This is a genomic window from Rhodohalobacter sulfatireducens, from assembly GCF_022012475.1.
Classification (GTDB): domain Bacteria; phylum Bacteroidota; class Rhodothermia; order Balneolales; family Balneolaceae; genus Rhodohalobacter; species Rhodohalobacter sulfatireducens.
In genome coordinates this window covers 1-24,887 of record NZ_JAKLWS010000005.1, presented here as the reverse complement: position 1 = coordinate 24,887, position 24,887 = coordinate 1, and the positions used below count along the sequence as shown (strand labels likewise).

At 42.0% G+C, this 24,887-nt stretch carries 14 protein-coding genes; 8 read left to right on the top strand and 6 right to left on the bottom strand.

What is annotated here, in order from left to right:
* Position 1: 1 nt before the first annotated feature.
* The 3 genes from L6773_RS05610 to L6773_RS05600 form a co-directional block, all read right to left on the bottom strand.
* The gene (locus tag L6773_RS05610) at positions 2-1,114 is read right to left on the bottom strand and encodes a right-handed parallel beta-helix repeat-containing protein (protein ID WP_237852880.1); all 1,113 of its coding nucleotides are present in this window, start codon (positions 1,112-1,114) and stop codon (positions 2-4) included.
* Between the two features lie 316 nt (positions 1,115-1,430).
* A complete protein-coding gene (locus tag L6773_RS05605) occupies positions 1,431-2,609 on the bottom strand; it encodes a lycopene cyclase family protein (protein ID WP_237852879.1) in 1,179 nt (392 codons plus the stop codon).
* A 69-nt stretch (positions 2,610-2,678) separates the two neighbouring features.
* A complete protein-coding gene (locus L6773_RS05600; RefSeq protein ID WP_237852878.1) occupies positions 2,679-3,356 on the bottom strand; it encodes a hypothetical protein in 678 nt (225 codons plus the stop codon).
* Between the two features lie 214 nt (positions 3,357-3,570).
* Here L6773_RS05600 and L6773_RS05595 point away from each other — a divergent pair, with 214 nt between their 5' ends.
* Together L6773_RS05595 and L6773_RS05590 are read left to right on the top strand one after the other, a co-directional pair.
* Complete coding sequence (locus L6773_RS05595; RefSeq protein WP_237852877.1) at positions 3,571-4,758, top strand: esterase; 1,188 nt, start codon at positions 3,571-3,573, stop codon at positions 4,756-4,758.
* Positions 4,759-4,889: 131 nt separating this feature from the next.
* Positions 4,890-6,557 (top strand): carboxylesterase/lipase family protein, encoded by a 1,668-nt coding sequence (locus L6773_RS05590; RefSeq protein WP_237852876.1) that lies wholly within the window; start codon positions 4,890-4,892, stop codon positions 6,555-6,557.
* A gap of 342 nt (positions 6,558-6,899) precedes the next feature.
* On the opposite strand, the gene L6773_RS05585 is transcribed toward L6773_RS05590, so the two are convergent.
* The gene (locus tag L6773_RS05585) at positions 6,900-7,934 is read right to left on the bottom strand and encodes a glycosyltransferase family 2 protein (protein ID WP_237852875.1); all 1,035 of its coding nucleotides are present in this window, start codon (positions 7,932-7,934) and stop codon (positions 6,900-6,902) included.
* A gap of 92 nt (positions 7,935-8,026) precedes the next feature.
* Between L6773_RS05585 and L6773_RS05580 the strand changes: the two genes are divergently transcribed.
* The 6 genes from L6773_RS05580 to L6773_RS05555 all read left to right on the top strand — a co-directional run bounded on the left by L6773_RS05580 (position 8,027) and on the right by L6773_RS05555 (position 21,528).
* Complete coding sequence (locus tag L6773_RS05580; RefSeq protein WP_237852874.1) at positions 8,027-8,536, top strand: metallophosphoesterase family protein; 510 nt, start codon at positions 8,027-8,029, stop codon at positions 8,534-8,536.
* 964 nt (positions 8,537-9,500) lie between these two features.
* Positions 9,501-12,767 (top strand): SusC/RagA family TonB-linked outer membrane protein, encoded by a 3,267-nt coding sequence (locus L6773_RS05575; RefSeq protein ID WP_237852873.1) that lies wholly within the window; start codon positions 9,501-9,503, stop codon positions 12,765-12,767.
* 37 nt (positions 12,768-12,804) lie between these two features.
* Entirely contained in the window at positions 12,805-14,592 is a 1,788-nt protein-coding gene (locus tag L6773_RS05570) for a RagB/SusD family nutrient uptake outer membrane protein (protein WP_237852872.1), read from the top strand.
* 942 nt (positions 14,593-15,534) lie between these two features.
* The gene (locus tag L6773_RS05565) at positions 15,535-17,778 is read left to right on the top strand and encodes a CehA/McbA family metallohydrolase (RefSeq protein ID WP_237852871.1); all 2,244 of its coding nucleotides are present in this window, start codon (positions 15,535-15,537) and stop codon (positions 17,776-17,778) included.
* Positions 17,779-18,229: 451 nt separating this feature from the next.
* Positions 18,230-20,503, top strand: a complete 2,274-nt coding sequence (locus L6773_RS05560; RefSeq protein WP_237852870.1) for a TonB-dependent receptor — start codon at positions 18,230-18,232, stop codon at positions 20,501-20,503.
* A 23-nt stretch (positions 20,504-20,526) separates the two neighbouring features.
* The gene (locus L6773_RS05555) at positions 20,527-21,528 is read left to right on the top strand and encodes a DUF4249 domain-containing protein (RefSeq protein ID WP_237852869.1); all 1,002 of its coding nucleotides are present in this window, start codon (positions 20,527-20,529) and stop codon (positions 21,526-21,528) included.
* 621 nt (positions 21,529-22,149) lie between these two features.
* Here L6773_RS05555 and L6773_RS05550 read toward each other — a convergent pair.
* Positions 22,150-22,779: a hypothetical protein gene (locus tag L6773_RS05550; protein ID WP_237852868.1), complete on the bottom strand. Its 630-nt coding sequence runs from the start codon at positions 22,777-22,779 to the stop codon at positions 22,150-22,152.
* Between the two features lie 422 nt (positions 22,780-23,201).
* Positions 23,202-24,704, bottom strand: a complete 1,503-nt coding sequence (locus tag L6773_RS05545) for an outer membrane protein assembly factor BamB family protein (RefSeq protein WP_237852867.1) — start codon at positions 24,702-24,704, stop codon at positions 23,202-23,204.
* Positions 24,705-24,887: the final 183 nt, after the last annotated feature.

Below are 24,887 nucleotides of genomic sequence, written 5' to 3'. Positions count from 1 at the left end.
GTTAATTACCACGGGCCGCTTTTGAAGACTCCCAGATACTATGGTTTAAACTGTAATCGGGGTAAGTATTATTATCGAGAATTGGATTACAGTCTTGATCAGTCCATAGATTATTTTGAACACCAGTCCTGTTATACCACAAAGAGCGATTATTTGTAATTATATGATTATTACACGGTTCAGGCTCACTGTAGTCTGCTGAGTAAAGTGCAATATTGCTGTCTCTCCATTCATCGCTGTAGAGAATATTGCTGTCAACTTTGATGTCTTCACCGCCGGCTATTCCGATTCCAACCTGTCCCGGTGTCACACCAACATTTCCATAGGCAAGTTGATGTTTTCCTCCGGCATCACCCAGCATAATGAATGAACCGTACTTAGAATGGCCGTGTCCTCTTGCCCGATTGTATCTCACTTGGATAGGATTGTCTGTTGTGCCACTGGATCGATAAATTGATATCCAATCTTCAACATCCCTTGCGCCTGGCCTGAGATAATCGCCCTTCCTTTCCATCGTGTTATATTCAATTCGGATGTTCTCTCCTCTGCATTTACCCAACTGGACAAAGTTTCTGCCAATATTTATACCTGTATTCCAGTCAATCAAAATCGGGCCTTCACAATAGGAGGGTAGTATAGCAGATGAAACTCTGGCGAAGTAACTGTGCGAGACCGTAATATCGGATACATCATTCAAACGTATGGCACCATTCAGTTCACCTGTTCCTGAGCCGGTATCAGTGATCCTAAGTCGTTTGAAACTAACCTTTTCTCCGGCATCAAAATAGATTCCATTATCAACATAATTTCTTATCTCAACACCTTGTATAGAAACATTTACAGCTTTGCCTGTGAAAGCAGCTGTTATGGAATTTAGCCCATCCATAATAGCGCCCTTTTCTCCCAGCCACACATTCCCTGACTTTGGATTGTGCACACGCTGTTTTTGATGTACACCGTTGGCAATAACAAATACAGTACCTGCAGGGAAATTGTCGTTTGCTTGTTGAAAATTATCACCCGGATATAGTTTTACCTGACCGGAACTACCAGTGTCTGAGCAACTCTCAATGAAAATAAGAGATAGCAAACCCAGCGATAAATATAGTTTCACCCATTTGTTCATTTTTACCCCAATTGAATAAGACCCAAAAAAAAACCTTTAGATACTTGGACCGATTAATAAAATAATTAGAAAATTATGAGTCAAGTATCTACGAAAAAATTATAGATTAAATAAATTAGTCTTGTAAACCTAAATAAAAATAGAAATTAGATTTTGACAAATAGTCACTATTTTAGAAAAATTATAAAATTTTATGTGTAAAAAATTTAAAATTTTGTTCAATAATACTTTACTAAGAACCAAATAAAGACTATTGATGAATATTTTTTCCGATTTCTTAATTCCAGAATAAGAAAAATAAAATTTAAACGCCCGTGAAAATTCGGTGCTTCATCTTATACATTGATCTGAAAAATGGCATATACGGCATCTTAGAAAAAATAGACAATTCAAGAGCCGGATTGGATTCTTCAGATAAAAATTTGAGTACCTGATCAAAACTGTTTTTTTGAAACAAGCATTCAAATGCTCTTAATGCATTATCTCTTTCATGTGAAAGAAGGTAGAGCATCATAATATCATATACCCTGAAACGGTAGGATGAGGCACGTCTTTCGGGAATTGGATTTTGTGATTCCAATGCATTCATAATTTCCAAACTGCGTTTTTGAATCCTGCTGAATGCATAACCGGTAGAGGGTTTTGCGAATCCTCCAATGGTTCCAATATTCCAAACAAAATCGCAATACTTTGCCGGATATTTTCGATCTTCCATCGGAATGGCTCCAAACTCTTCTCGTTCGATTGAAAAGTCATCTTTGTGCAAATTATATCGAGTTTCCAGATAATTTCTTACCTGTTCTCTGTACCGATCTTTTTCTAATAAATTTTCTGAAAAAATGGTGTATTCAACCAGGGCTTTGTTTTGGGAGAAAGGCAATAAGTAAATAAACGAAGTGCCATCTGACTGCGGTACTTCAAAGTCCATAAATATTGCCAGGTTTGGATCAAACAGATTTTTGTTGATGTTGATTTCCCACCCGAGAAAATGTTGGATTAAGGATATGTCTACCTCAAGATTATCGAAACCGGAAGGTTTTAAGGCACTTTGAAAAATTTTCCGGGATTTAAATTCACCTTTGGTTGTTTGTACAAATCCAAATTGACCATCAGAGATAAAGTCCTTAATACCCGCTTCCAAGAATGTGACTTGCTCACTTTTTTCTGCTTGCTGTAATATATGATGAGTAAAATTTTCACTTCTGATACATTTATACACGTACTCATTGAGATTTTCCGAGTAATCCTCTCCGGCAATTTTCACAAGTAGCTTTTCCCAGGAGTGGTGAATAACCCCTTCATTGGGCAGAGAAAGATCTTCCCAGAAACACCATGTCTTATCGTTGGCAGGTTCAAAGGATTGGTCGATAAGCAAAATCTTCTGATCTCTGAGAACTGACGAATTTAAGATTCGCCAAAGTAGGCTGAGTCCGGCAGCTCCTGCACCTGCAATGATAATGTCGAACTGTTTTTTATTAGCCACTAAAGTTTAAATCAAATGAAAATTTGTAGTCTTTAAACCCTTCTTCTAAAATGTCCGTTCAACATTAAGTTAAAGTTTCAGATCTAAATCTAAGCTTTGGTATCGCTTAAGCCAAAGCGGAACGGAGATAGCTGCCAAATAGATCATAATACCGATAGTTACAAACGTAAGTGCAATTTCCATATCTGAATCCAGCATATCAAAATGATATAACAGATTGTACCAATCGTGTGATTCTTTTCCAAGATTACCGATGAGAGGGAGCTGGCGCTGACCCCCATCAGCCGCATAAAATGCTACGCTGAACCAAGCTGATCCTAAAAGGTATAGTGAAAACTGAGTGCCTTTAATGAATCGATTGAAGATTGTAAAGATGACAATCAATATTGGAAGAAGTATCTCATTTAAAGAACCACCGAGTATTGTAATAACTCTTGATCCAAATATGCTGAAGAATGTGTGGCCGGCTTCATGAACAATCAACAAAAAATTGTTGAGCAGAAATTTTTCAACATTCACAGGGAAGGGAAATGAGTAACTGATGCTGAAAAAAATATTAAAATTGAGAGTCCAATATGCCTGGTGAAGCTGATATGCCATAAACGGAAGCAGGATTATTGAGCCCCACCATTTTTTTATAATCTCTTGCCAGTCTGTCGATTCAGATAAAGAACTCAAATCTGTATTACCTACATGTTTTAAATTTCTGAATGTAAATAGTTCTAAAATTACATCAGTTAGGAGCAAAATCTACAATTTAATTTGATATCTGACTTTTAAACAATTACAATTGTTGTATTATGTAACAATAATAATTGTTCTGCCTGACTTAGCATCGGTAACCATTAACTATGAAGTATTAGAATCGTGAATTTAAATCAAACTCTTTAAGGAAATAGAGACGCTTGAAAGTCATTAAAAAATCAAAAATAACTACTTACAACCAACCACTGACAATAACATGAAATCAAAACATATTATAAAAAAAGCTTTTCTTCTCGTTGGCTTCTTTGGGGTTCTTATAACATCAGCATCAGCTCAATTCCAACAAGACCCGGTAGTTTCACCGGAGATTCATGAAGATGGAGCGGTAACGTTTCGAATCATGGCAGCGACGGCAGATTCGGTTAAAATCAGTGGAAGCTGGATGCAGGGCTGGGGCGCTTCGGAACATCTGGAAAAAGGAGAGGAAGGAGTTTGGGAACTGACTATTTCAGATCTTAAACCTGATTACTATATCTACTCATATAACGTAGATGGAGTTCGAACCATCGATCCACATAATCCATGGGTGATTCGAGATGTTCGTAATACATTTAGTGCATTTATTCTTCCGGGTGAAGGAAGTAAAAATGTTCAGTTGAGTGGTCAAAAAAAAGGAACCATTGAGGAAGTTTGGTATTCATCGCCCACGCTGAATATGGATCAGCGAAGAATGAAAGTATATCTGCCGCCGAATTACAATGAAAGCGATCAGGATTATCCCGTTGTATACCTGCTCCATGGTGGTGGAGGTGATGAAAACGCCTGGACCGAATTGGGTTTTGCAAACCGTATCATGGATAACTTGATTCATTCCGGAGAGGCTGAGTCGATGATCGTTGTAATGACAAATGGAAATCCGAACCAATCTTCAGCCTGGCACGTAACCCCGGGACATGAACCGGCACGCGAATCGAATTCACCCAACCCAATGGCTAACGAGCGATTTGAAGAGAGCTTGGTTGCGGATGTGATCCCATATATCGAAGAGAATTATCAGGTAAAAACAGGGAAGGAATATCGTGCAGTAACAGGTTTATCGATGGGTGGTTGGCAAACCCAGAAACTGGCGCTCAAGCATCCGGACATGTTTGATTACTACGGAGTGATGAGTATGGGAATTATTGAAGAAACTCAGTTTGGAATGGATGCCCGGGCACACCTTGAACTCACCAATCAAAATATCGGTGATCTACAAGAAAGCGGGTACGAACTTTACTGGATTGCATGTGGGACGGATGATTTTCTTTTCGAAAGTGTCAACAATATGAGGGAGGTTCTGGACAGCCACGATTTTGATTATGTGTATCGCGAGAGCGGAGGTGGTCACACCTGGGATATATGGCGGATGTACCTGTCTGAATTTACGCCAATGCTTTTTCAATAATATTTTTGTGTGAAATTAATTGATAGATAGAACCTGTCAGTGTCAGAGAGGATCTGAAAACGATTGAATTTCTATGATTTCAATCAACAATTTTTTAAATCGAATCAACCATAACAAAAAACACCTCAACCATGAAAACGAACAGGCGAAATTTCTTACAAACGATGGGACTTGGAGCAGCAGGACTTGGTTTGGGATCAATCCCCGGACTTTCTAAAAATGGAGTGAGTGCAGATGAACCGGGAGAGCAGGTTTTAATCATTAATGATGACACCGCAATTACGGATACTCAATACGGTAAAGTTCATGGATTTATTCTGAATGATATCTACAATTTCAGGGGCATTCCGTACGGGGCGAGTACGGCCGGTGAAAATCGATTCATGCCACCACAAAAACCGGAACCGTGGGGTGACGATGTTTATCCGGCGGTTTGGTGGGGCGATTCGGCTCCGCAGATTATGGAGGGTCGATACAGCAATTCGTATCAATCCTGGCAGGATCATTGGAATTATGATAACATCGGTGAAGACTGCTTAAAGTTGAATGTTTGGACACCATCAATTGGCGATAATCAAAAACGCCCTGTTTTGGTTTGGTTGCACGGCGGAGGTTACACAAATGGAAATGGCATTGAGCAAGATGGGTATCACGGCGCAAACTTTAGCCGAAATCACGATACGGTTTTTGTTTCAATTAATCACCGATTAGGTCCGATTGGATTTTCTGACCTGTCCGGGGTAGGAGGGAGCAAGTTTGCGGATTCCGGAAATGTTGGCGCTCTCGATATGGTAGCCGCTCTCGAATGGGTTCGCGATAATATCGAAAACTTTGATGGTGATCCCGGGAACGTGACCATTATGGGGCAGTCCGGCGGTGGTGCCAAAGTTTGTACGTTAATGGCGATGGAAAAAGCACAAGGCCTGTTTCATAAAGCTGTGCCATTAAGTGGATCTACATTGGATGGAATTGATCAGGAGCGGTCACAAGGAGTGGGGCAATACATTTTAGAAGAAGCCGGCCTGAGTGAAGGTGATGTCGAAAAGCTCCAGGAGATTCCTTCGGAAGAGTATCTGCGAATCGCTAATGAGGCGGCTCGAAAATACCGGGAGGATCATGGTGGATCCGGATTCGGTTCATTCGGTCCGGTTGCAGATGGACGGAATCTGCCGAAAAGTCAATACTTTTCAGATCCAAATGGGCTATCGTCTGATATTCCCATGCTGATCTGCAGTACATTTCATGAATGGAGCGTGGCACGTAACAATCCTGAAATGGAAGAGTGGACGTTTGACCAGGTGAAAGAATCACTCGCGGAACAAGCCGGTTTTTCCGGAGGACTTGGTGAAAAGGCAGGTCCGGTGGTGGATGCGTATTGTGATGCATTCCCTGATAAAAAGCCTGTTGAAATTATGATTATGGTTATCAGTAATCGTCAAGGGTTGATTGAAACGGCCAATGCGAAAGTGCAACAGCAAGCCCCGGTTTATGTTGCCTGGTTTGGATGGGAACCGCCAATGTTCAACGGACGAATGCGTGCTTTTCACTGCTTAGATATCTGTTTCTGGTTCGATAATACAGATCGGATGTTGACCCACACGGGAGGAGGGGCAAGGCCCAGACGACTATCACAAAAGATGTCGGCCGCTCTGAACCAATTTATGAGAACAGGTGATCCGAATGTGAGTGATCTGCCTGAATGGACGACATACTCTACAGAAAATGGTGAAACGATGATTCTGAATGATGAGTGCAGAATTGTCAATGATCCGGATCGGGAAGCAAGACAGATGTTGTAATTTATGTAGAACGGGTCGCTGACCCGTTTTTTTTTAACCCAAAAATTTACGAATTAGCTTTATAAATGCTTTTACCGGTTGAATTCACAAAGCGATATTTGTTTATATTGAATGAAGAATGTTTTTCAGGCTGATCATCCCCCTATCCCCCTTACAACTATGCCAAGGCTTCGTTGCACTGGTCGAAAGGGGAAAATTCGGGTGCTTTTTCCCGACCGCTGTCGGGAGGAATGACAAAAGCTATTAAAGGTCATTCCAGTTGAGTATAGGGCTTTAGCATACAATCTTAACCTGTCAACACGTTTTATATAAAATTTACGACTCAACGAGCCAAGTTATTTACTAATTATTATTAGGTGAGAACTCTAATTCATTAAATGTCTTTTTTCCTCGAAAGAAATATTCCATAATCAACAATCGCATCAAAACGAGGTTTTTTGGCGTTTGGGTGGTAGATTTTTTTTTCAGTTCTGTTCTCTTAGAAAGAGTGGTAGGAATCATTCCATAGAAAGAGAAATGGGCCCGGATGATAGCCCAGGTTTCTGCAGGTTTTCCTTTGAGGAGAGAGCGAACGCCTGAAATTCCATCTAAAATCAATCGGAAAAATATTTTCGGGATGATAAATCGATCTAAGTTTTTCAGGAGCATCAAAAGACTATTCCTGTAGTTAAAGAAAACTTTCCGTGGTGAACCATGAGGCAATGATCCGCCACCAAGGTGGTATACTGTGCTGTTGGGTACGTACTGAATTTTCAGTCCGATCTTTAAACATCGCCAACATAGGTCGATCTCTTCCATATGAAACTCGAAATCCTCATCAAATCCACCGGCTTTTATAAAAAGTTCTTTTCGAATAGCGAAGGCCGCTCCGGTAGCCCAAAAAATTTCAGAACGTTCATCGTATTGGCCCTCATCTTTTTCCACCTTATCAATTAACCGGCCCCGGCAAAACGGGTAACCCATCCAGTCGATGTAACCACCAGCCGCACCTGCATACTCAAAATACTCCGGGTCTTCTACAGAGCGTAATTTGGGTTGAGCGATCCCGACCGAACGATCTTGAAATACATTATCAAAACCATCAAGCCAATGGGGCTCAGTTTTTACATCATTATTTAAAAAGACAAGAATTTCACCCGAAGCATATTTAACCGCCCGGTTATTGCCGGCTGCATATCCATAATTCCGATCGTATGTAATCACCTTACATTCCGGGTAGTTTGTTTTGATCCATTCAGCTGTTGAATCTTCGGAGGCATTGTTCGCGATTATTACTTCAAAATCAGAATAGTCGGTGGCTGCAACAGAAGGCAGAAATCGCTGCAGATGTTCTAAGGCATTCCAGGTGACTATTATTATGCTAAATGAATGTTGCACGATGAAAAAAAGTCTCAGATTTTGACTAAAAAGTTTTGCAAGCTTCTACAGGATTCCTATCATCATAAATAGATGTTACCATTTACAGATGCATGAGAAAGATAGGACTTATATCGGATACACATAATTATCTTGATCCCCAAATCCATGATTTTTTTTCCGACCGGGATGAAATATGGCACGCCGGCGATTTTGGTAGAATTGAAATAGCCGAGGAGTTGGAAAAAATTGCTCCCGTAACAGGTGTTTATGGGAATATTGATGGAGATGACATTCGATCTAAATATCCGCTGCATCAACGATTTGATTGTGATGGGGTAGATGTTTGGATGACACACATCGGGGGGATTCCCGGTCGTTACTGTATTCCGATCCGAAAAGAGATCGAAACCAATACTCCTGACCTTTTTATCTGTGGCCATTCTCATATTTTAAAAATTGCGAGAGACCAATCCCTTAAAAAAATGCTCTACATGAATCCCGGGGCTGCCGGCAAACAAGGGTTCCAGGTTTACCGAACAGTTTTACGATTTTCTGTAGATTCCGGAAAAATCCTGGATGTGGAAGTGATAAATTTAGGGAAAGTCGGAGAGCCGGTATAATATTCCATTGCATAACTGTCCAAAACGTTTCTAAAGTTGAAAAAAATTGTTGTTTTCCGAATGTATGGCCAGATATTGCATGGTTCTCAATATCCAATTCCTACTTGAACAAATCGGGATCTGTCTCAGGCTTTCAGCCTGCCAATGGTTTTCATGTTTCTACCCAGGGCGATGCCCTGGGCTGTAATATTTCAGGCTGAAAGCCTGTAATAACGTAGCTTGGGGCATCGCCCCAAGTCTACAGGCTAGTCCTGCCGGCAGGCTGAAAGCCTGAGACAGACTCCATAACTTCTAATTTCAAAAACATTTTGGACAGTTATGATTCCATTGGTTAAAAATACTTTAATGGTTGATTTTTTTAAAAGATTAATTGCTCCAAATAAAGGTCTATTTAGATAAGGATTTTAGCAAAAATAAAAGAGTAGTGTATCCTAAATTAGTTCTTGTTCTCAAAACGTGCACATAAATTTATATGTGAAGAGGGTGTGTATTTTATCTGTAAAAAATTGTACCTGTAAAAATGTAGGCTGTAATTCTTTACAAAGTAGAACAATTAGAAAATCTTCATCATTTGTAGGGTCTTAAAATATGTAATAACATGTACTTAACATGGAATAATTATTTTCTTAGAATTAGTACTCTAGGCTCATTTGTTAAGCCTGGAACTCATTTTCTCTAAAAGATATTTTTTTAATTTACTGTTTTTAATATTGGAAGGGCTTTTTTATTATTACTACAGTTTGATAGTAATTGTTAGGTCAACCTATCAGTTGCTTGGTGTGATGGTGAACATGGGTTACAAATTTTAATAGACAGTATATACAATTGCTCTTCGGCACTTCTAATAAGTGTATGCACTGCTGTTAGAATTTTAAACTACTGCTTTTCCATCCAGTCGATAGTATCCGTTAACCAGCGGATAATAATCTACCTTAAACATTAACCATAACCACATGGACTCAATATGAGAAAAAACAAAAAGCTACGGTCTCAGTTTTTTTTCGATTCTGTACGTCATCGCCTGAGTAGCTATACAAAAGTGATGATGAGTTTGTTCCTTGCAGTACTTTTCTGTGGAACGGCGATTGCCCAGGAGATAGAAATCTCCGGAACCGTAACCACAACTGGTGGAGAAACCCTGCCGGGTGTATCTATTGCTTTGGAAGGTACTCAGATCGGAACAACAACTGACTTAAATGGAAATTACACAATAGATGCTCCCGAAAACGGAGTATTGGTATTTTCTTTTGTTGGTTTTCAAACGGTACGGGAACAAATTACCGGCCGAACGAACATTGATATAACAATGGAAGAAACCATTGCTAATCTCGACGAACTGATTGTAACAGGTTATTCATCACAGCGACGTGGTGATGTAACCGGTGCGGTTGCCTCGGTTGACATTGAAAGTGTTGAGCGGGAAACCAGCGCAAGTGTTCTTCAGCGCCTCGACGGTCGAGTACCCGGTGTCACAGTTCAAACCAGTGGATCACCCGGTGCCCGAAATACCGTTCGTATTCGTGGAATCAGTTCTTTTCAGAACAACGATCCGCTCTACATTATTGACGGTACTCCGGTTCAGGACTCTTATGCCAACTGGTTGAACCCTGCTGACATCGAATCGATCCAGGTATTGAAGGATGCTTCTGCTGCTTCAATCTATGGTTCTCGCGCCAACAATGGTGTGATTATCATCGAAACCAAAACCGGAAGCGCGGGTGCACCCCAGGTGAACCTGAACGTGAGAACCGGAATTGCTCAACCAATTCGCGGGTATGATGATTTCGTTATTACCGATGCTCTTCAGTATCACGAAGTAATTAAGAGATCCTACGAAAATGCGGGTCAAACCGTGCCAACGAATATTTATGGTGATCCAAACAACCCATCTATTCCCAACTACATTTGGCCGAATGATGGTACGAATCAAACCATGAATGTAGATGAGGGTTCTTACTCCTTCCCGAATAGTTTGATAATGCCTGCAAGTTCAGGTACAAACTGGTGGGATGAGGTGTTTGGAAATGCACTGCAGCAAAACTACAACATTAGTGTTGCCGGTGGTTCAGATTCCCACAATTATAATGTGTCGTTTAACTACCTCGACCAGGAAGGAACGGCAGCTTATAACCGTTTCCAAAGAGGAACAGTTCGGGTAAATACCGAATTCGACCTTGGCCTGATCACCATCGGTGAGAACGTATCGGTTGCTACAGAGCATACCTACGGTGGTATCCAGGGGAACCCTGGCGGATATGCTGAGGGTGGTATTATCGGGAAAAATATCCTGATGCAGCCGGTTGTACCTGTGAAGGATATCAACGGCTGGTGGGCCTCCGGTAAAGCAGTTGGACTCGGTAACCAATCCAATCCCTTGAAATCTGCATTCTACAGCAAAGAAGGACCAAGCCGAAATAACCGAATTTTCGGTAATGTTTTCGGACGGTTTGATGTTCAGGAAAAAGTACTGGTTACTTCTCGTTTAGGGTTTAACCTGAATGAAGGTTCCTATCGGTTCTTTAACCCTGTAGCTCCTGAAAACTCTGAGCCGAGTTTTACGAACGGTATCGGTGAAGGAAACTATGTAAACACCGACTGGACCTGGACGAATACACTTCAGTATATCGATCAGTTTGCAGGTGTGCACAATGTAGACGTATTGGTTGGACATGAAGCAAACGAATTTGTTACCAGAAGCCTGAACGGAAGTATTGGACAGCTCTTGAACACTAATGAGAGTTCACGGTACATTCAGGATGCTCTTGCAGATCCGGGTACAAAAAACGTGAATAGTGGTGGATTTAAATCCTCTCTGCTCTCATTCTTTGGTAAAGTAGCGTATAACTACGACCAGAGATACTTTCTCGACTTGACTGTACGACGAGACGGTTCCTCCCGATTAGGGTCCACGAACCGATGGGGTACATTCCCTGCCGCAAGTTTGGGCTGGAGAGTCTCCAATGAATCGTTCTTGCAAGACAGTGAGTTGATTTCCAACTTGATGATTCGAGCCGGATACGGCGTCACCGGAAACCAGCAGATTCCATCGGGTCGAACTGTGAACCAGTATGGTGGTAGCGTTGGTGATACCTTCTACAACATTGGTGGTGACGGAACTTCCGTAGTTGCCGGTTACCGACAGGTTGTACGTGGCAATCCCAACTTGAAGTGGGAAGAAAACGAATCCATAAACGTAGGTGTTGACCTGGAGATGTTCGACGGTCGATTTAACTTCGCCCTGGACGTTTACCAGAGAGATACCAATGACCTTCTCTTCGCTCCGCAACTCCCTGCTTCTGCAGGTTTTGCAGCTCCTCCGATTGTAAACATTGGTCAGATGAGAAACACCGGATTTGACTTTACGCTTGGAACACGAGGAACCGTTGGGACCGATCTGAATTGGACGCTTTCATTCAACGGGTCGACCTATAAGAACGAGATCCGAAAGATTGATGGAACCACTGAGTTCTTCTTTTCAGGAACGACCATTGGTCGACACGGGTTTACTTCCATCAACCAGCTTGGTAAGCCAATTGGTTCGTTTTACGGGTTGAAAACTGATGGTATTTTCATGAATGAAGCTGAAGTGAACAGCCACGTAACACAAGATGGTGCCGCACCCGGACGACTCAAGTTTGTTGATGTGAACGGAGACGGAAATATCAGCGCAGCTGATGAAACCATTATTGGTAATCCGCACCCGGACTTTACGGGTGGACTGGATATTGGTCTTCAGTATAAGAGCTGGGATCTTAATACTACCTTCTTTGCTTCAATCGGAAATGAAATTTACGATGTGCAGAAAGAGTTCTACATTTTCCGAACATTTAGTACAACGGTTCGTGAAGATCTCTTAACGAAATCTGCTGTTGTTGAAAACGGACAAGTCGTAAACAATCCAAAGTATCCACGCATTGACCTGAATGACACCTTTAGTGGTGGTCAGCCCAGTGATTTTTACGTGGAAGACGGATCCTATTTAAGATTGCGAAACCTTCAGATTGGATATACGCTTCCGGGCGGAGTTATTCCCGGCCTGAGAAATGCGAGAATCTATGTGCAGGGCGAAAACCTGTTTACCATTACCGGGTATGATGGACTCGATCCTTCATTACCAGCCAGAAATATCTCAGGCGGTTCAGGTGACACCCGTGACCAGTACATGGGAATCGACAGTGGAGCATATCCATCAAATCGAATATTCAGTCTGGGTATAAACGCCTCGTTTTAAAAGATAATTTTAAAAGGATTAAACCATGAAAAACATAATGAAACGTAAATTTTGGATTGGAACAGTTGTTGTTCTCATTGCGGGAACATTTCTATACGGCTGTGAAGATTTCTTGAATCAACCCCCGCAGGGTTCGCTGGATGCAAACACACTAGCGAATGCCAGTGGAGTTGAAGCAACCTTGATCGCTGCTTATCGAGCGCTTGATAACCCAAATGGCTTCTCCCTTCAGGCAGGAGCTGCGAGTAACTGGGCATTCAGCTCGATTACGACAGATGACGCTTACAAAGGAACAGAGGCTACAGATGATGCTGTAGGTACCCAGATGGAACAGTATAACTGGTCTACCGGTGGTGCTGACGGACGATTCAACGATACTTGGAGAAAACAGTTTGAAGGTGTAAACCGGGCAAACTCGGCCATCCAACTGTTAGACCAGGTTCTTAATAATCAACCGGGTGAAATCTCTGATGCGGATGCTAACAGTATTCGTGGAGAGGCACTCTTTCTGAGAGCTCATTACCACTTTGATCTGTGGCAAAAGTTTGAAAACATTCCCTATTACACTGAGGAAGATGACTCATTTGTGAAAACAAATGAAGGTGTAGATGTAGTTGGAAATCTTGTTTCTGACCTTGAGCAAGCGATCTCACTTCTTCCCGATTCTCCAAGAAACGGTGAAGCAGGTCGTGCTACTTCCTGGTCTGCAAAAGCCTACTTAGGTACGGTGTACACATGGAATGGAGATTATGCTGCTGCCAGAACAGTGTTAGAGGATGTAGTGAACAACGGCCCTTTTGCACTCGAAGAAAACTACCATCATGTATGGACAGGATTCAGTGATCTTTACAATGGTCCAGAAACTATCCTTGCTTACCAGGCATCTTCGAATGACGGTGAGCCCAATGGTAATAATGCTAACTTTGGTGAGCGATTAAACTTCCCTCACTCCGGTAGCCCATTCGGCTGCTGTGGTTTCCACCAGGGTTCTCAAAACCTGGTCAACTTCTTTAAGGTTGACGGAAGCGGACTTCCGCTTGCGATGGCCGGAGGAGCTGATGGTCTGACTGTATTTGATGCTACACGAGCATGGAATGCCCAGGACGAGGAGTTTGATGGCACACAAAATACGGTTCCTGTTGATCCTCGAATCGACTGGACAGTAGGACGTGACGGCGTACCTTATAAAGACTGGGGACCCCACGAAGAGGGCTGGATTCGTCAGCCATCGTTTGGTGGACCTTATAGTCCCAAGAAAAACGTCCATGAACAAGCCAGTGACGCTCAGAGTAATGTTGGTTGGGTAAACACCCAGTTAAACTCTGTGAAGATTCACATCCTGCGTTATGCTGATGTAATGCTTCAACTTGCTGAGGCGTATGTGGAAACCGGAAGTCCTGAATTGGCTCGTCCTATTGTGAATGAGATCCGAATGCGAGCCGGAGTAGCTGCACAAGGTCCCGGTAGTGATCGTTCAACGATAGCCGTACCTCTTGATGATCCATCTATTACATGGGCAAATTACCAGGTTGGTATGTATCCTGCAGGTTCTTTCTCTGACGTAAACTATGCGCGTGCAGCTGTTCGTGCGGAGCGTCGCCTGGAACTTGGTATGGAAGGAACTCGATTGTTTGACCTTCAACGATGGGGAATCCTGGAACCAACACTTAATAACTATATATCTGTTGAGCAGAATCGAAGAGAGTATCTCACTGCTTCTGCACAGGTTACTGAACGTTATTACCGGTTCCCGATTCCATCAGTTCAGATCGAGCTGAGTCAGCAAGACGGAGCTTCTACTTTGATACAAAATCCAGGTTGGTAATCAACAACTAAGTTATTTTCTGAAATTTTCAGATGTGAAATCCCGGGAGGTTATCCTTCCGGGATTTTTTTTTGCAGTTATATTCTGGAAGTTTTGGAATAAATACAGTTTTGAATATGATACTCTCAGCGTTTCTCTGCGCCCCCTGCGGTTATACATAGTGAACCGCTGAGATCGCTGGGTATCGCGGAGTATTTTTTAGATTAGATAGGGTAAACATCTCGTTTGTACATGTTAAAATGTGCATGATCGAAGATGCTTTCGCAATCAAGAACTAGGTTTTTAAAACAATTTTCGTACAAGATAGATTTAGAATTAAATTGTGAGACTTGCATGATCTTCACAGCGTACCTCTGCGCCCCCTGCGGTTATACATTTGAAACCGCTGAGATCGCGGAGTATTTTATTTATAGATTAGATAGGGTAAACCTCTCATTTGTACTTGTTGAAATGTGCATGATCGAAGATGCTTTCGCAATCAAGGACTAGGTATTTAAAACAATTTTCGTACAAGATAGATTTAGAATTAAATTGTGTGACTTGCATGATCTTCACAGCGTACCTCTGCGCCCCCTGCGGTTATACATAGTGAACCGCTGAGACCGCTGGGTATCGCGGAGTATTTTGTTTATAGATTAGATAAGGGAAACATCTCGTTTGTACTTGTTGAAATGTGCATGATCGAAGATGCTTTCGCAATCAAGGAACATGTTTTTTAAAACATATTTCATGCGAGATAGATTTAGGATTAAATTGTGTGTATGAGCTTGTCTCAGCGTTTCTCTGCGCCCCCTGCGGTTATATTTGGTGAACCGCTGAGATCGCTGGGTATCGCAGAGTCTAGTTTTGAAATATTGCAAAGTACTGGTTTGTGTTTATGAGGATGAGCGCGAGTAAGATACTCGAGCTATAAGAGTTAAAATGTTTGAAAATTGAAATAAAATGGTAAAGAAAACACTTCTCCTATTCATAGTTTTGTTGATGATCACAGATATATCATCAGCTCACGATCCAAAAACCAATCCGGAATTGGCAGAACTGAACGATTATATGATGGCTATTCAGACTTTGCGTCACTCTGATGCGGGAGCAGAATCACTCTTCAAGAATTGGCAAACTTTGAGAGAGGAATCCTGGGAAATCCGGGAAATGACAGATGACCAGGGATTAAATATCGATCATCCGGATGTGCAGAAACAGGTAAAACTTTCCACTGATTTAAGAACGCAATTATTAGAAAATAGCCGAACTTATTTCAGTGAAAAAATGGATCAGTTTCCGTCTATCAGTATTCGTTTCGGGGATGAAATATCAATTTCTGGATTAAAGTCTGAAGTTGATACACCTGTTGGGTCAAGAGAAGTTGTTTTGGTTGAATTCACAACGGAGAGCCCGGGGCACACTCATCTTAAGTTGGAGAGTTCAGAAAGCGAAGAAATTTTGTTCTGGTCGAAAGAGATCATGCTGACAAAAGATCAACCCCTATACACGTTTGTGTACGTGGCTCCCATGGATGAAGGAACTGAAGCGGCCACGATCACTATTAATCAGGAAGATAATTTTATGGGTTCATTCACAGTCCGCGGTTCCGGGACTCTTCCCGCCACCTACGACTGGTACAATCACATTTCCGCAGAAACTCAATTCGATATCAATCATGCAGAATATTCAGAGAACGAGAAGACCATTGATTCAGAAAATGCAATTCAGTTTGATATCCGGGATGATGAAAGCGGAGATCCACTCCCCGTTCGCGTTGAAGTTAAAGATGAAGAAGGAAATAGATATTGGACGCCTCTGCAAGGTCCATCTTATGCTGTAGATCGTGAGTCGGTCGGTTGGCAAACACCGTTGTGGACATTTCAAAATGGACCTTTTTTCTATATCAATGGCAGGGCAAAATTGGGGGTTGAGCCTGAAGGGAAAACTGCGCGAATCTATCATGGATTTGAATATGAACCTGTTGAAGTGCAGGTTCCTGAAGATGGAATCGTCACGGAACCCTTAAAGCGGTGGATCAACATGAAGAATCGCGGTTGGTATTCTGGTCATACCCACATTCACACAACTGATGTAGGCCTGCCGGTTCAATACAGCCGATTTTGGCCGTTGGTAACACAAGGGGAGGGGTTTGGAGTCTCAGCTATATTGACGCTTCAGGGTGAACGTGTAGATCATGCTATCTATGCCGATGAATACCCGATGGGCCCCCTGAAAAGCCATTCTAATTCCGATCACCTGATCACCTATGGAGAAGAATATCGGAATAACCCCTATGGTCATTTAGCTCTTCTTGGACTGGATCGATTGATATTTCCAATTGCTTCCGGTTCAATCGGAGAAATGGGAGGTCCTGATTATCCACCTAATGAATTTATCCTTAAAGATGCGGTTGAGCAGGGTGGAGTAACTATTGGGGCTCACTTTGGATCATACATTACAGAAGAGGAACCCATCTTTGCAACATGGCCTTCCACCGGGTTTGAGATGCCCGTGAATGCAGCCCTCGGGAATATGCACCTCGCTGAGATCTACGGGAATGCCGGTCAGCTTGATGTCTGGTACAAACTGCTGAATTGCGGGTTTAACATCTTCGCTACATCGGGACCTGACTGGTCGATGAAAGATACACCACGTGCCTATGTGTACCTTGGAGAGGATACGTTTAACGTGGATAACTGGCTTGATGGATTAAAGCATGGCCGGAGTTTTATCACAAAAGGGCCTATGCTGTTTTTTACAGTGGATGGTCTAAAACCGGGGAATGAAATACCTTATACAGATGGATCCGTTGAGGTACATATTGAGGCTTCTGCATTAAACCCCGATGGAATGCAACCGGTTGAAATTGTGGTGAATGGCGAAGTGGTGGCAAAAGGAAATGGAATCAATCAAACCATAACTTTGAATGATAGTGCCTGGATTGCTGCGCGAACGGAAGGAGCTCATTCCAATCCTGTCTTCGTAAATTTTGAACAACGCCCACGTGGATTTGCAGAAGAAACGGCTGAGTTTATCAGCGTCATCAACAGGTTAGAGGATTGGGTTCAGACAAAAGCCCTTTTTGAAAGTAATGAGCAAAAAGAAGCAGTATTAGATCTTTTGGAAGAGGGTAGAGCTGTCTATGAAAGCATATCACATCGTGCTGTTGAGTTCGGACGAACATCGCCATATCAATCTGATTAGTGATAAAATCTGCCATACATGATATTGATTGAACAAAGTTCGAAAAGTGTTAATGTAAGCTCTTTTGAGTTCTATTGATTTAAGAAGGTTATGCAAAGAAGATTTGCTTGCCCAAAGACCGAAAGGGCAGGCGAGGCTCATCGGCCGAGAAATCTACCTTGGCAGTTGAATCGGCTTCAACTGCCGAATTCATAGTGTTTGATACTCTGTCGCTTGGTAAGCAATAAAACAATCGCCGATCAGTTTTCACATTATTCAAAACTTTTACAAAAAAGTAAAAATTCGTTCTAAAAACCGCTTTCAATGTTGGAATAGATTATTATTTTGTTTTGGTATGAAACAATAAATTTTTTGCTGCGGCTCAATTTGCTTTGAACAAATCTAATCTGGTTTCAAAAGAAAGACATCATCAAGTGTTGATAAGAATTTCGTCATATAATCATTCAACTCTATGAATAATCTGAATGTGGCTCGTTTCCTTTCTGTGATATTATTTTCGTTTGGCTTTTTACTTTTCTCTGCTGAACGAATCTTTGCGCAGGATGCATCAATCCAGGGGTTAATTACGGATAATGTAACCGGCGAGCCGCTTTATGGTGCGAATGTGATATTGGAATCAACAGAGGATGATACCAGGCGCGGTACATCAGCTGACAGCGATGGTTTTTACAGTATCGGTTCCATTGAACCGGGAACATGGATTGTGCGAATAAGCTTCATCGGCTATGTAGCTGAGCAGGATACGATTTCGTTGAGAAGAGGGGAGGACCGTTCCATCAACACTGCCCTCGATCCCGATGATGCGATGATGGATGAAGTTGTGGTTTCGGAATCTACCGGGGCTGCAATGAGAGATGAAGGTCGCCAGCGAATTACACCGGTTGATATGACACGGGTACCCAGCCCCGCTACGGGTGATCTTGTAACTTACCTGCAGACCCTTCCCGGTGTTGTGGCGATGGGCGATCGCGGTGGACAGTTTTTCATTCGCGGTGGAACGCCTTCCCAGAATATGGCTTTGGTGGATGGAGCCATGATCTACAAACCGGCTCATATTGTAGGATTTTATTCACCCTTTCCCTCTAGCCTCGTTTCAGGAGCCGATTTTTATGCAGGTGGATTTGGACCGAGATATACAGGAAGGCTCTCATCCGTTTTGGATATCCAGATGAGGCATGGAGACCGTGAACAATATAAAGGATCAGGATCTATCAGTCCTTTTGCGGCAGAAGTGATGGCGGAAGGCCCAATTTCAAAGGGGGAATCCTCATTTGTCTTCTCAATGCGGAATTCACTGATTGAGGAAACAAGTACATGGTACCCGGTAGAAGATCAGCCTCTTAAATTTCAAAGCCAGTTTTTGAAAAGCAGTTATATCGATCAAAATACTCGTTGCTCGGCCATGCTTATGCATACATACGACAGGGGAAGAATGGACTTTGAGCAACCGGAAAGTATCCAGTGGCGGAATATTGTTTTGGGTGGCAAATGTGTAGCTTTGCCGGAAGGGTCTCGAGCTCTTATGGATACAAATATGAGCATCACTCATTTTTCGAATAAAGTCACAGAATCAGAACCCTTTGGTTTTTCATCGGGCGTATTTGGATTGAATGTAGATCTTAATCTTCGTCAATATCGTGGAGATGTTCGGTTCGATTATGGTTTTTTTACAAAACTGAACTACCTCAGTTATAATCTTGGCGAAAAATTTGTCGGAATAACCGGGGATAATTACTCTGAGTTAGCATTGGGTGGATATCTTGAAACGGCGATTAATATTGGAGATCGGTTCACTGTCCAGCCGGGTTCAGCCGTATCCTTCAATCCTCAGGGATATGGATTGAGCTTTGAACCCCGGTTCAGATTTTCACTCTTGCCGTTTGATGATGAAGCACAGGAGATCAGCGGTTCTTTAGGCATTTATAAACAATCTATTGTGGGTATTAGTGATATGCGGGATCTCAGCTCCGTGTTTGTGGCCTGGTCGGGAACACCTTTAGGTGCCGATCAAATGACATCCGTACATGGATTGCTGGGATGGCAGCAGGAGATTCTTCGGGGTTTTTCCTATTCTATTGAGGGATATTATAAAACCATGTCGAATATCGCGGTTCCGGTATGGAGTACCATCGCCCGGTTCACAACAGATCTTGCCCTTGCTGATGGCGAAGTATATGGAGCGGATATCCGCGTTGAGTACAACCGGGGACGATTTTATGCTCTTGCAGGATATGGATACAGCCATACTCTTTACACATCGGCACAAGATCATTTTAATGTTTGGTTTGGAGAAGAGATCCAGGAATACAATCCGCCGCATGATCGCCGTCACCAGGTGAACCTTCTGTTTAGCGTAGATGTAGGCGGCTTTACCATTGGTTCACGATGGCAGTTGGGAACCGGCTTACCTTATACGCGTCCTCTTGGGTTTGATGACCTGTTAGATTTCAGAGAACGTCTGCCTGATGTAACCACCGACCGTGGTACACGCCGCGTAATACTTGATAAACCATACCAGGGGCGAATGCCGGTTGTTCATCGTTTAGATGTTTCAGTTGAGAGAAGTTTCCAGCTTACAAACTCCGGTACTGCATTGAATCTGCAAGTGGGGGCGATTAACATTTACGATCAAACCAATATCTTCTATTACGATGTTTTTACACAACGACGTATAGATCAATTGCCATTTCTGCCATATGCCACACTTGAGTTGGAGATTGATTAATGATGTATGAAGTAAAAAGAAAAATGGCAAAAGTGAAAGATGGCATTATGAAACAAACTGCTGATAAATTTCAACAGCCAAGTTCGGTTCAATCGGAAAGCACCTGCATCTTTAAAAATATGAAAGTAAAATCTTTCTCCTCTTCAGTAATGTTTGGGTTTTTCTTGCTGTTTATCCTGTTTTCAGGATGCAACCAATCGTTTGAACCGCTCGAATCAAACAATGAATTGTTTTTTTCGATGTACGGCTATCTCGATGCCTCTGCTGATACTCAATGGGTACATATCACTCCTGTTCGGGAACAGGTAGATCTGCAGAATAATGGGAAAAATATTAGAGTAACGATTGAAAATGTTAATACCGGTCATGAAATCGTTATGAACGACAGTCTCTTTCAACAAGGCAGGAATTTTTTGAATTTTTGGACGGATGAACCCCTCGAAAATAGTCAATCGTATCGTCTTTCAGCTCAACTCGAAAGTGGCGAGGAGAGCCATGTAACTGTTCAAACACCGGCTGAATTACCTACGCCCATCGTAGCTGTACTTACTGTACCGGGAGCACCACCCGAGTACTATGTCTTAGTTGATAGTAGCGTAAATTTAGCTGATATCCAGGTAAGATATTATGTTAGGCTCGTAGCAACGGACTTTGAAGCAATTAGAACCTTTACGTTTGCTTATCGAAATGAAGCTGAGGAAGTAGAGGAATTTCCCGGTTTCTATACGGTAGAAATCGACCCGGATGCTGAACTCAATGAGATAGAAAGGCAATTACTATTGCCTCCGGAAGGTGAATTTGAAGTTGTATACAGACAGGTTTTTGTTGCCTCATCAAGTACAGAGTGGGATGAAGAGATTGAAACATTGAATGATGTAATTTACGCTCTACCTCAAACTTTGAATAATATTGAAAACGGACTTGGGTATGTCATTGGAATTGACAGTAAATATGTTCCTTACAAGGGGTGTTTGGATCAGAAGGGAAATATAATTTCATGTCCTGAGGAAGATCCATTTCAATAAGGTTTGCGATCCTACCCGGTGCCTTAAATTAACGTCAGCTCGATATAAATTTATTTAAAATCGTGATTTTGAGCCTGCCTACCCCGAACCGTCAGAGGAGTCGAAAACACATTTTCAATTCAATGTCATCTATTCAATCATTTAATCCATCATTATCATCTAGAACTGTCGTTAATTAATAAAGACATTGTATTTTTCCTGCTGGCTCAGAACTCTTTTTAATTTGCATACTCATATTTAAGAAGAAACATTGCGCTGGCAAGAAAAAAAACCACGCCTCAAACAAACTACCGATTCACCGCATCCTGATCTAAAAACTACTCAAAGAGTTGATCGTGACGGCTGGTCATTGGAATTGTAAGCAAAACGATTGATCTAACCGGATCTGGCTGAAAGTGAATTAAACCAAGCGGTTACCGGTCAGCCCTCTATCCGCGCCACTTTTGGAGTTCCTGCTAACTCTCACAGTAGCACGGTCCGAAACAACCTTCAAGAGTTCACGGTGCATTTCCGGGATCCTTGAAGAGTTGTAGAATTTTGATCGTTTCGTTATTGACTGGTTGGGCTTTATCCCCGCCACTCTTCAAGGAGCTATCGCACGATTAAAGGTGGCTGAGTTTGTTACTCTTCCAAAAAATATTGTTCACTTAACTTCTTTTTAAACTCTTCATGAGCCCTTTTAAAATTTTCTTCTCCTCCCATCCATTCAAACACTTTCTGCTTGTTGGTAATACTTTTCTCTCTCAACATGATCTCATTGTAAGAAGAATAAGGATATGAGGTATATTCCCTGGTAATTCCATGATGTATTGGATTCCGATGAATATAACAGATCAATTGAGTTAAGTACTCCTCGCTGTCAATTTCAATTCTTTTAAAACGCCCATCGTACAGAACTCCTGATCTCTCATACTTTTTATTAAAATATTTTGTGTAGCTATTAAACAGATGCCCGAATTGTATGGAGGCCGATTGTACTCTGAATTCAGAATAGTTTAATCCATAGAATTCGGAACTTGGTTTACGCTTCAGCCTCTTTACTAAGCTTCTTTGCTCTTCAGCAGATCTTACGCGCACTATAAGATGAATATGATTTTTTAATGGGCAGAATGCATAGGTTTCAACTGCAATGAAAAGATAGTATTGATACTTGGTCAGAAGGTGGTGATAGTCGGTTTCTGTTAAGAATAGATCTTTTTTATCAATTCCCCTGTAATAGATATGGTAGTAATTTTTTTCCCTGAGTTGCATCTTCTTGATACTCCTTCTTATTACTCAAGACAAATAACATAAAATCAAATAATCTTCAAGTAATTACACCAAAATAAGCACTTGCAATATGTGGTTTGGCTTGTACAACCTTCAAGAGTTCACGGTGCATTTCCGGGATCCTTGAAGAGTTGTGGTATTCTGGTCGTTTCGTTATTGACTGGTTGACCTTCATCACCGCCACTCTTCAAGGAGCTATCGCACGCTTGAAGGTGGCTTAAATCATGAATTCAAGAGTACACATCCCGACAGCCGTCGGAAGAAGTTCCTTTCCCAAAGGGATCGCCTTGCGGGAAGAGTTGTGAGAGGGTACCTCGGATATTCACGTTACTGAGTGGTTAAGACCTCTATTTCACTAAAAAGAACTGAACTGGTGAACGCGTTTACACCGTCTTCCTGCAAACTCAATCTTTATAGACCCCATCATAACCGGGTCCCATATACTCCCCCCATTTTATCGGCTCATCCAGTTGAATATCCATCTCAATCCGTTCAATTCGCAATGATTTAAATGAATAGTAGTTTATTGGATCATTCATATAGCTGTAAATGATATCTAAGTATCCGTCATTATCAAGGTCTGTGAGCAGAGGTGTTGAACCAAGGTTTGATCCGGCATTCTTTTCGTGAATACGAAACTGGGTTTGGCTGTGCGGATCAAAAGCCAGCATCTCATTTACATAAATTTCAATTGTGCTCATGCCGGTTGTTTCATCTTCTTTACCATTGGTTATGACTAATGCGTCATCTTTCCCGTCTTGGCTAAAATCGAAGGTTACAGGTGATGCGTATTGAAACGTACCGGCTGTATGCGCGGAAATAATTGATCCGTCTGAACCGTCAAGCATTACCTGGTAGGCAAAATCAATAGCCGGCCAAACACCGTGACCGTAACTGACAAAAAAATCTAAAGTATCATCAGAATTAAAATGCCCCGGAGATGGAGAGGTATAACCTTCAAATTCTTCTCCCAAATTGGCTTCCCAAAGAATCTCATTTGTTGAGCCGTCAATACAAAAAACCTTGCCGTTAACTGAATTAACGATGATATCTTTAATATTATCCTCATTCATATTAGCTATTACCGGTGGTGCAATAAATCCCTTTCCTCGACCCTCAGCCAAAACTTCAGCATCTGACAGGTCTTCCTCCAAAACACTTTGAAGGTTGGCTTTATAGAAGTGGCCATTGATTGTTTCACCACCGGTTCCGAACAAGACGGATAATTCGCCATCACCTTGAAAATCATAAATAAGCGGAGACATATAAGTTTCGCGGCCGTCAGGAACTTCAGCCTTCGCCAATGTAGAACCGTCTTTTGAACTAATCACCATTAAACTTCCAATGGGCCTGTCTGTATCAGTGGGTTGAGCTTTAATGAAACCACCATAAGCGGTTAGCAGATCTTTCAAACCATCTCCATCTTGATCAGGAATTAATTGAATATTGTAAAAATTTAGGATTGAGCGATCGTTTATAATATCCATTCCAACATAAGACGGTGTATGCTCCCAAATAACATTCCCGCTTTTTCCGTCGATGGCAAATAAAATAGCAGTTCTTCCACCTATAATTACATCCGGGATATCGTCATTGTTTATGTCGTAGAAAGTGGGTGATCCTATGACCTGATTTCGTGAAGCTACATTCCAAAGAATCTTCCCATCTTTACCATCAAATGCCAGCACACCATAATTAGTTGGTGAGAATTCACGAGCACCCCCACCCATTACGATATCCAATACACCATCTCCTGTTAAGTCTACTGCCCTTGGTGAGGATGCTGAACCGATATCTGAAATCTGTCTTTCCCAGTTATCAGGAGTGAAAAAGAACCAATCTTTTAAAATGAAAGCAACAATAGCCAGGACAATGATCGATAATGCGGTAAGTATAAATGTTCTCATATGATTATGGTTGATTTATTTGAAAAACCTGGATAGAGTCTGCAACGTTGGAGATGACCAGTTGTCTACCTGTTCCAGTGGATATGATTTGCATGTCCCGTACGTCACCGGGAGCCACGAGCCCGCTTTGCATCGGCGGAACGGGGGTAAAGCCGCCCTGCCCGTCACCGCGCAGCCACAGCC

Excerpts from the sequence above, each read along its gene's own strand:
- L6773_RS05595 (WP_237852877.1), top strand. The coding sequence starts at position 3,571 with ATGAAATCAAAACATATTATAAAAAAAGCTTTTCTTCTCGTTGGCTTC.
- L6773_RS05590 (WP_237852876.1), top strand. The coding sequence starts at position 4,890 with ATGAAAACGAACAGGCGAAATTTCTTACAAACGATGGGACTTGGAGCA.
- L6773_RS05580 (WP_237852874.1), top strand. The coding sequence starts at position 8,027 with ATGAGAAAGATAGGACTTATATCGGATACACATAATTATCTTGATCCC.
- L6773_RS05575 (WP_237852873.1), top strand. The coding sequence starts at position 9,501 with ATGAGAAAAAACAAAAAGCTACGGTCTCAGTTTTTTTTCGATTCTGTA.
- L6773_RS05570 (WP_237852872.1), top strand. The coding sequence starts at position 12,805 with ATGAAACGTAAATTTTGGATTGGAACAGTTGTTGTTCTCATTGCGGGA.
- L6773_RS05565 (WP_237852871.1), top strand. The coding sequence starts at position 15,535 with ATGGTAAAGAAAACACTTCTCCTATTCATAGTTTTGTTGATGATCACA.
- L6773_RS05560 (WP_237852870.1), top strand. The coding sequence starts at position 18,230 with ATGAATAATCTGAATGTGGCTCGTTTCCTTTCTGTGATATTATTTTCG.
- L6773_RS05555 (WP_237852869.1), top strand. The coding sequence starts at position 20,527 with ATGGCAAAAGTGAAAGATGGCATTATGAAACAAACTGCTGATAAATTT.
- L6773_RS05550 (WP_237852868.1), bottom strand. The coding sequence starts at position 22,779 with ATGCAACTCAGGGAAAAAAATTACTACCATATCTATTACAGGGGAATT.
- L6773_RS05545 (WP_237852867.1), bottom strand. The coding sequence starts at position 24,704 with ATGAGAACATTTATACTTACCGCATTATCGATCATTGTCCTGGCTATT.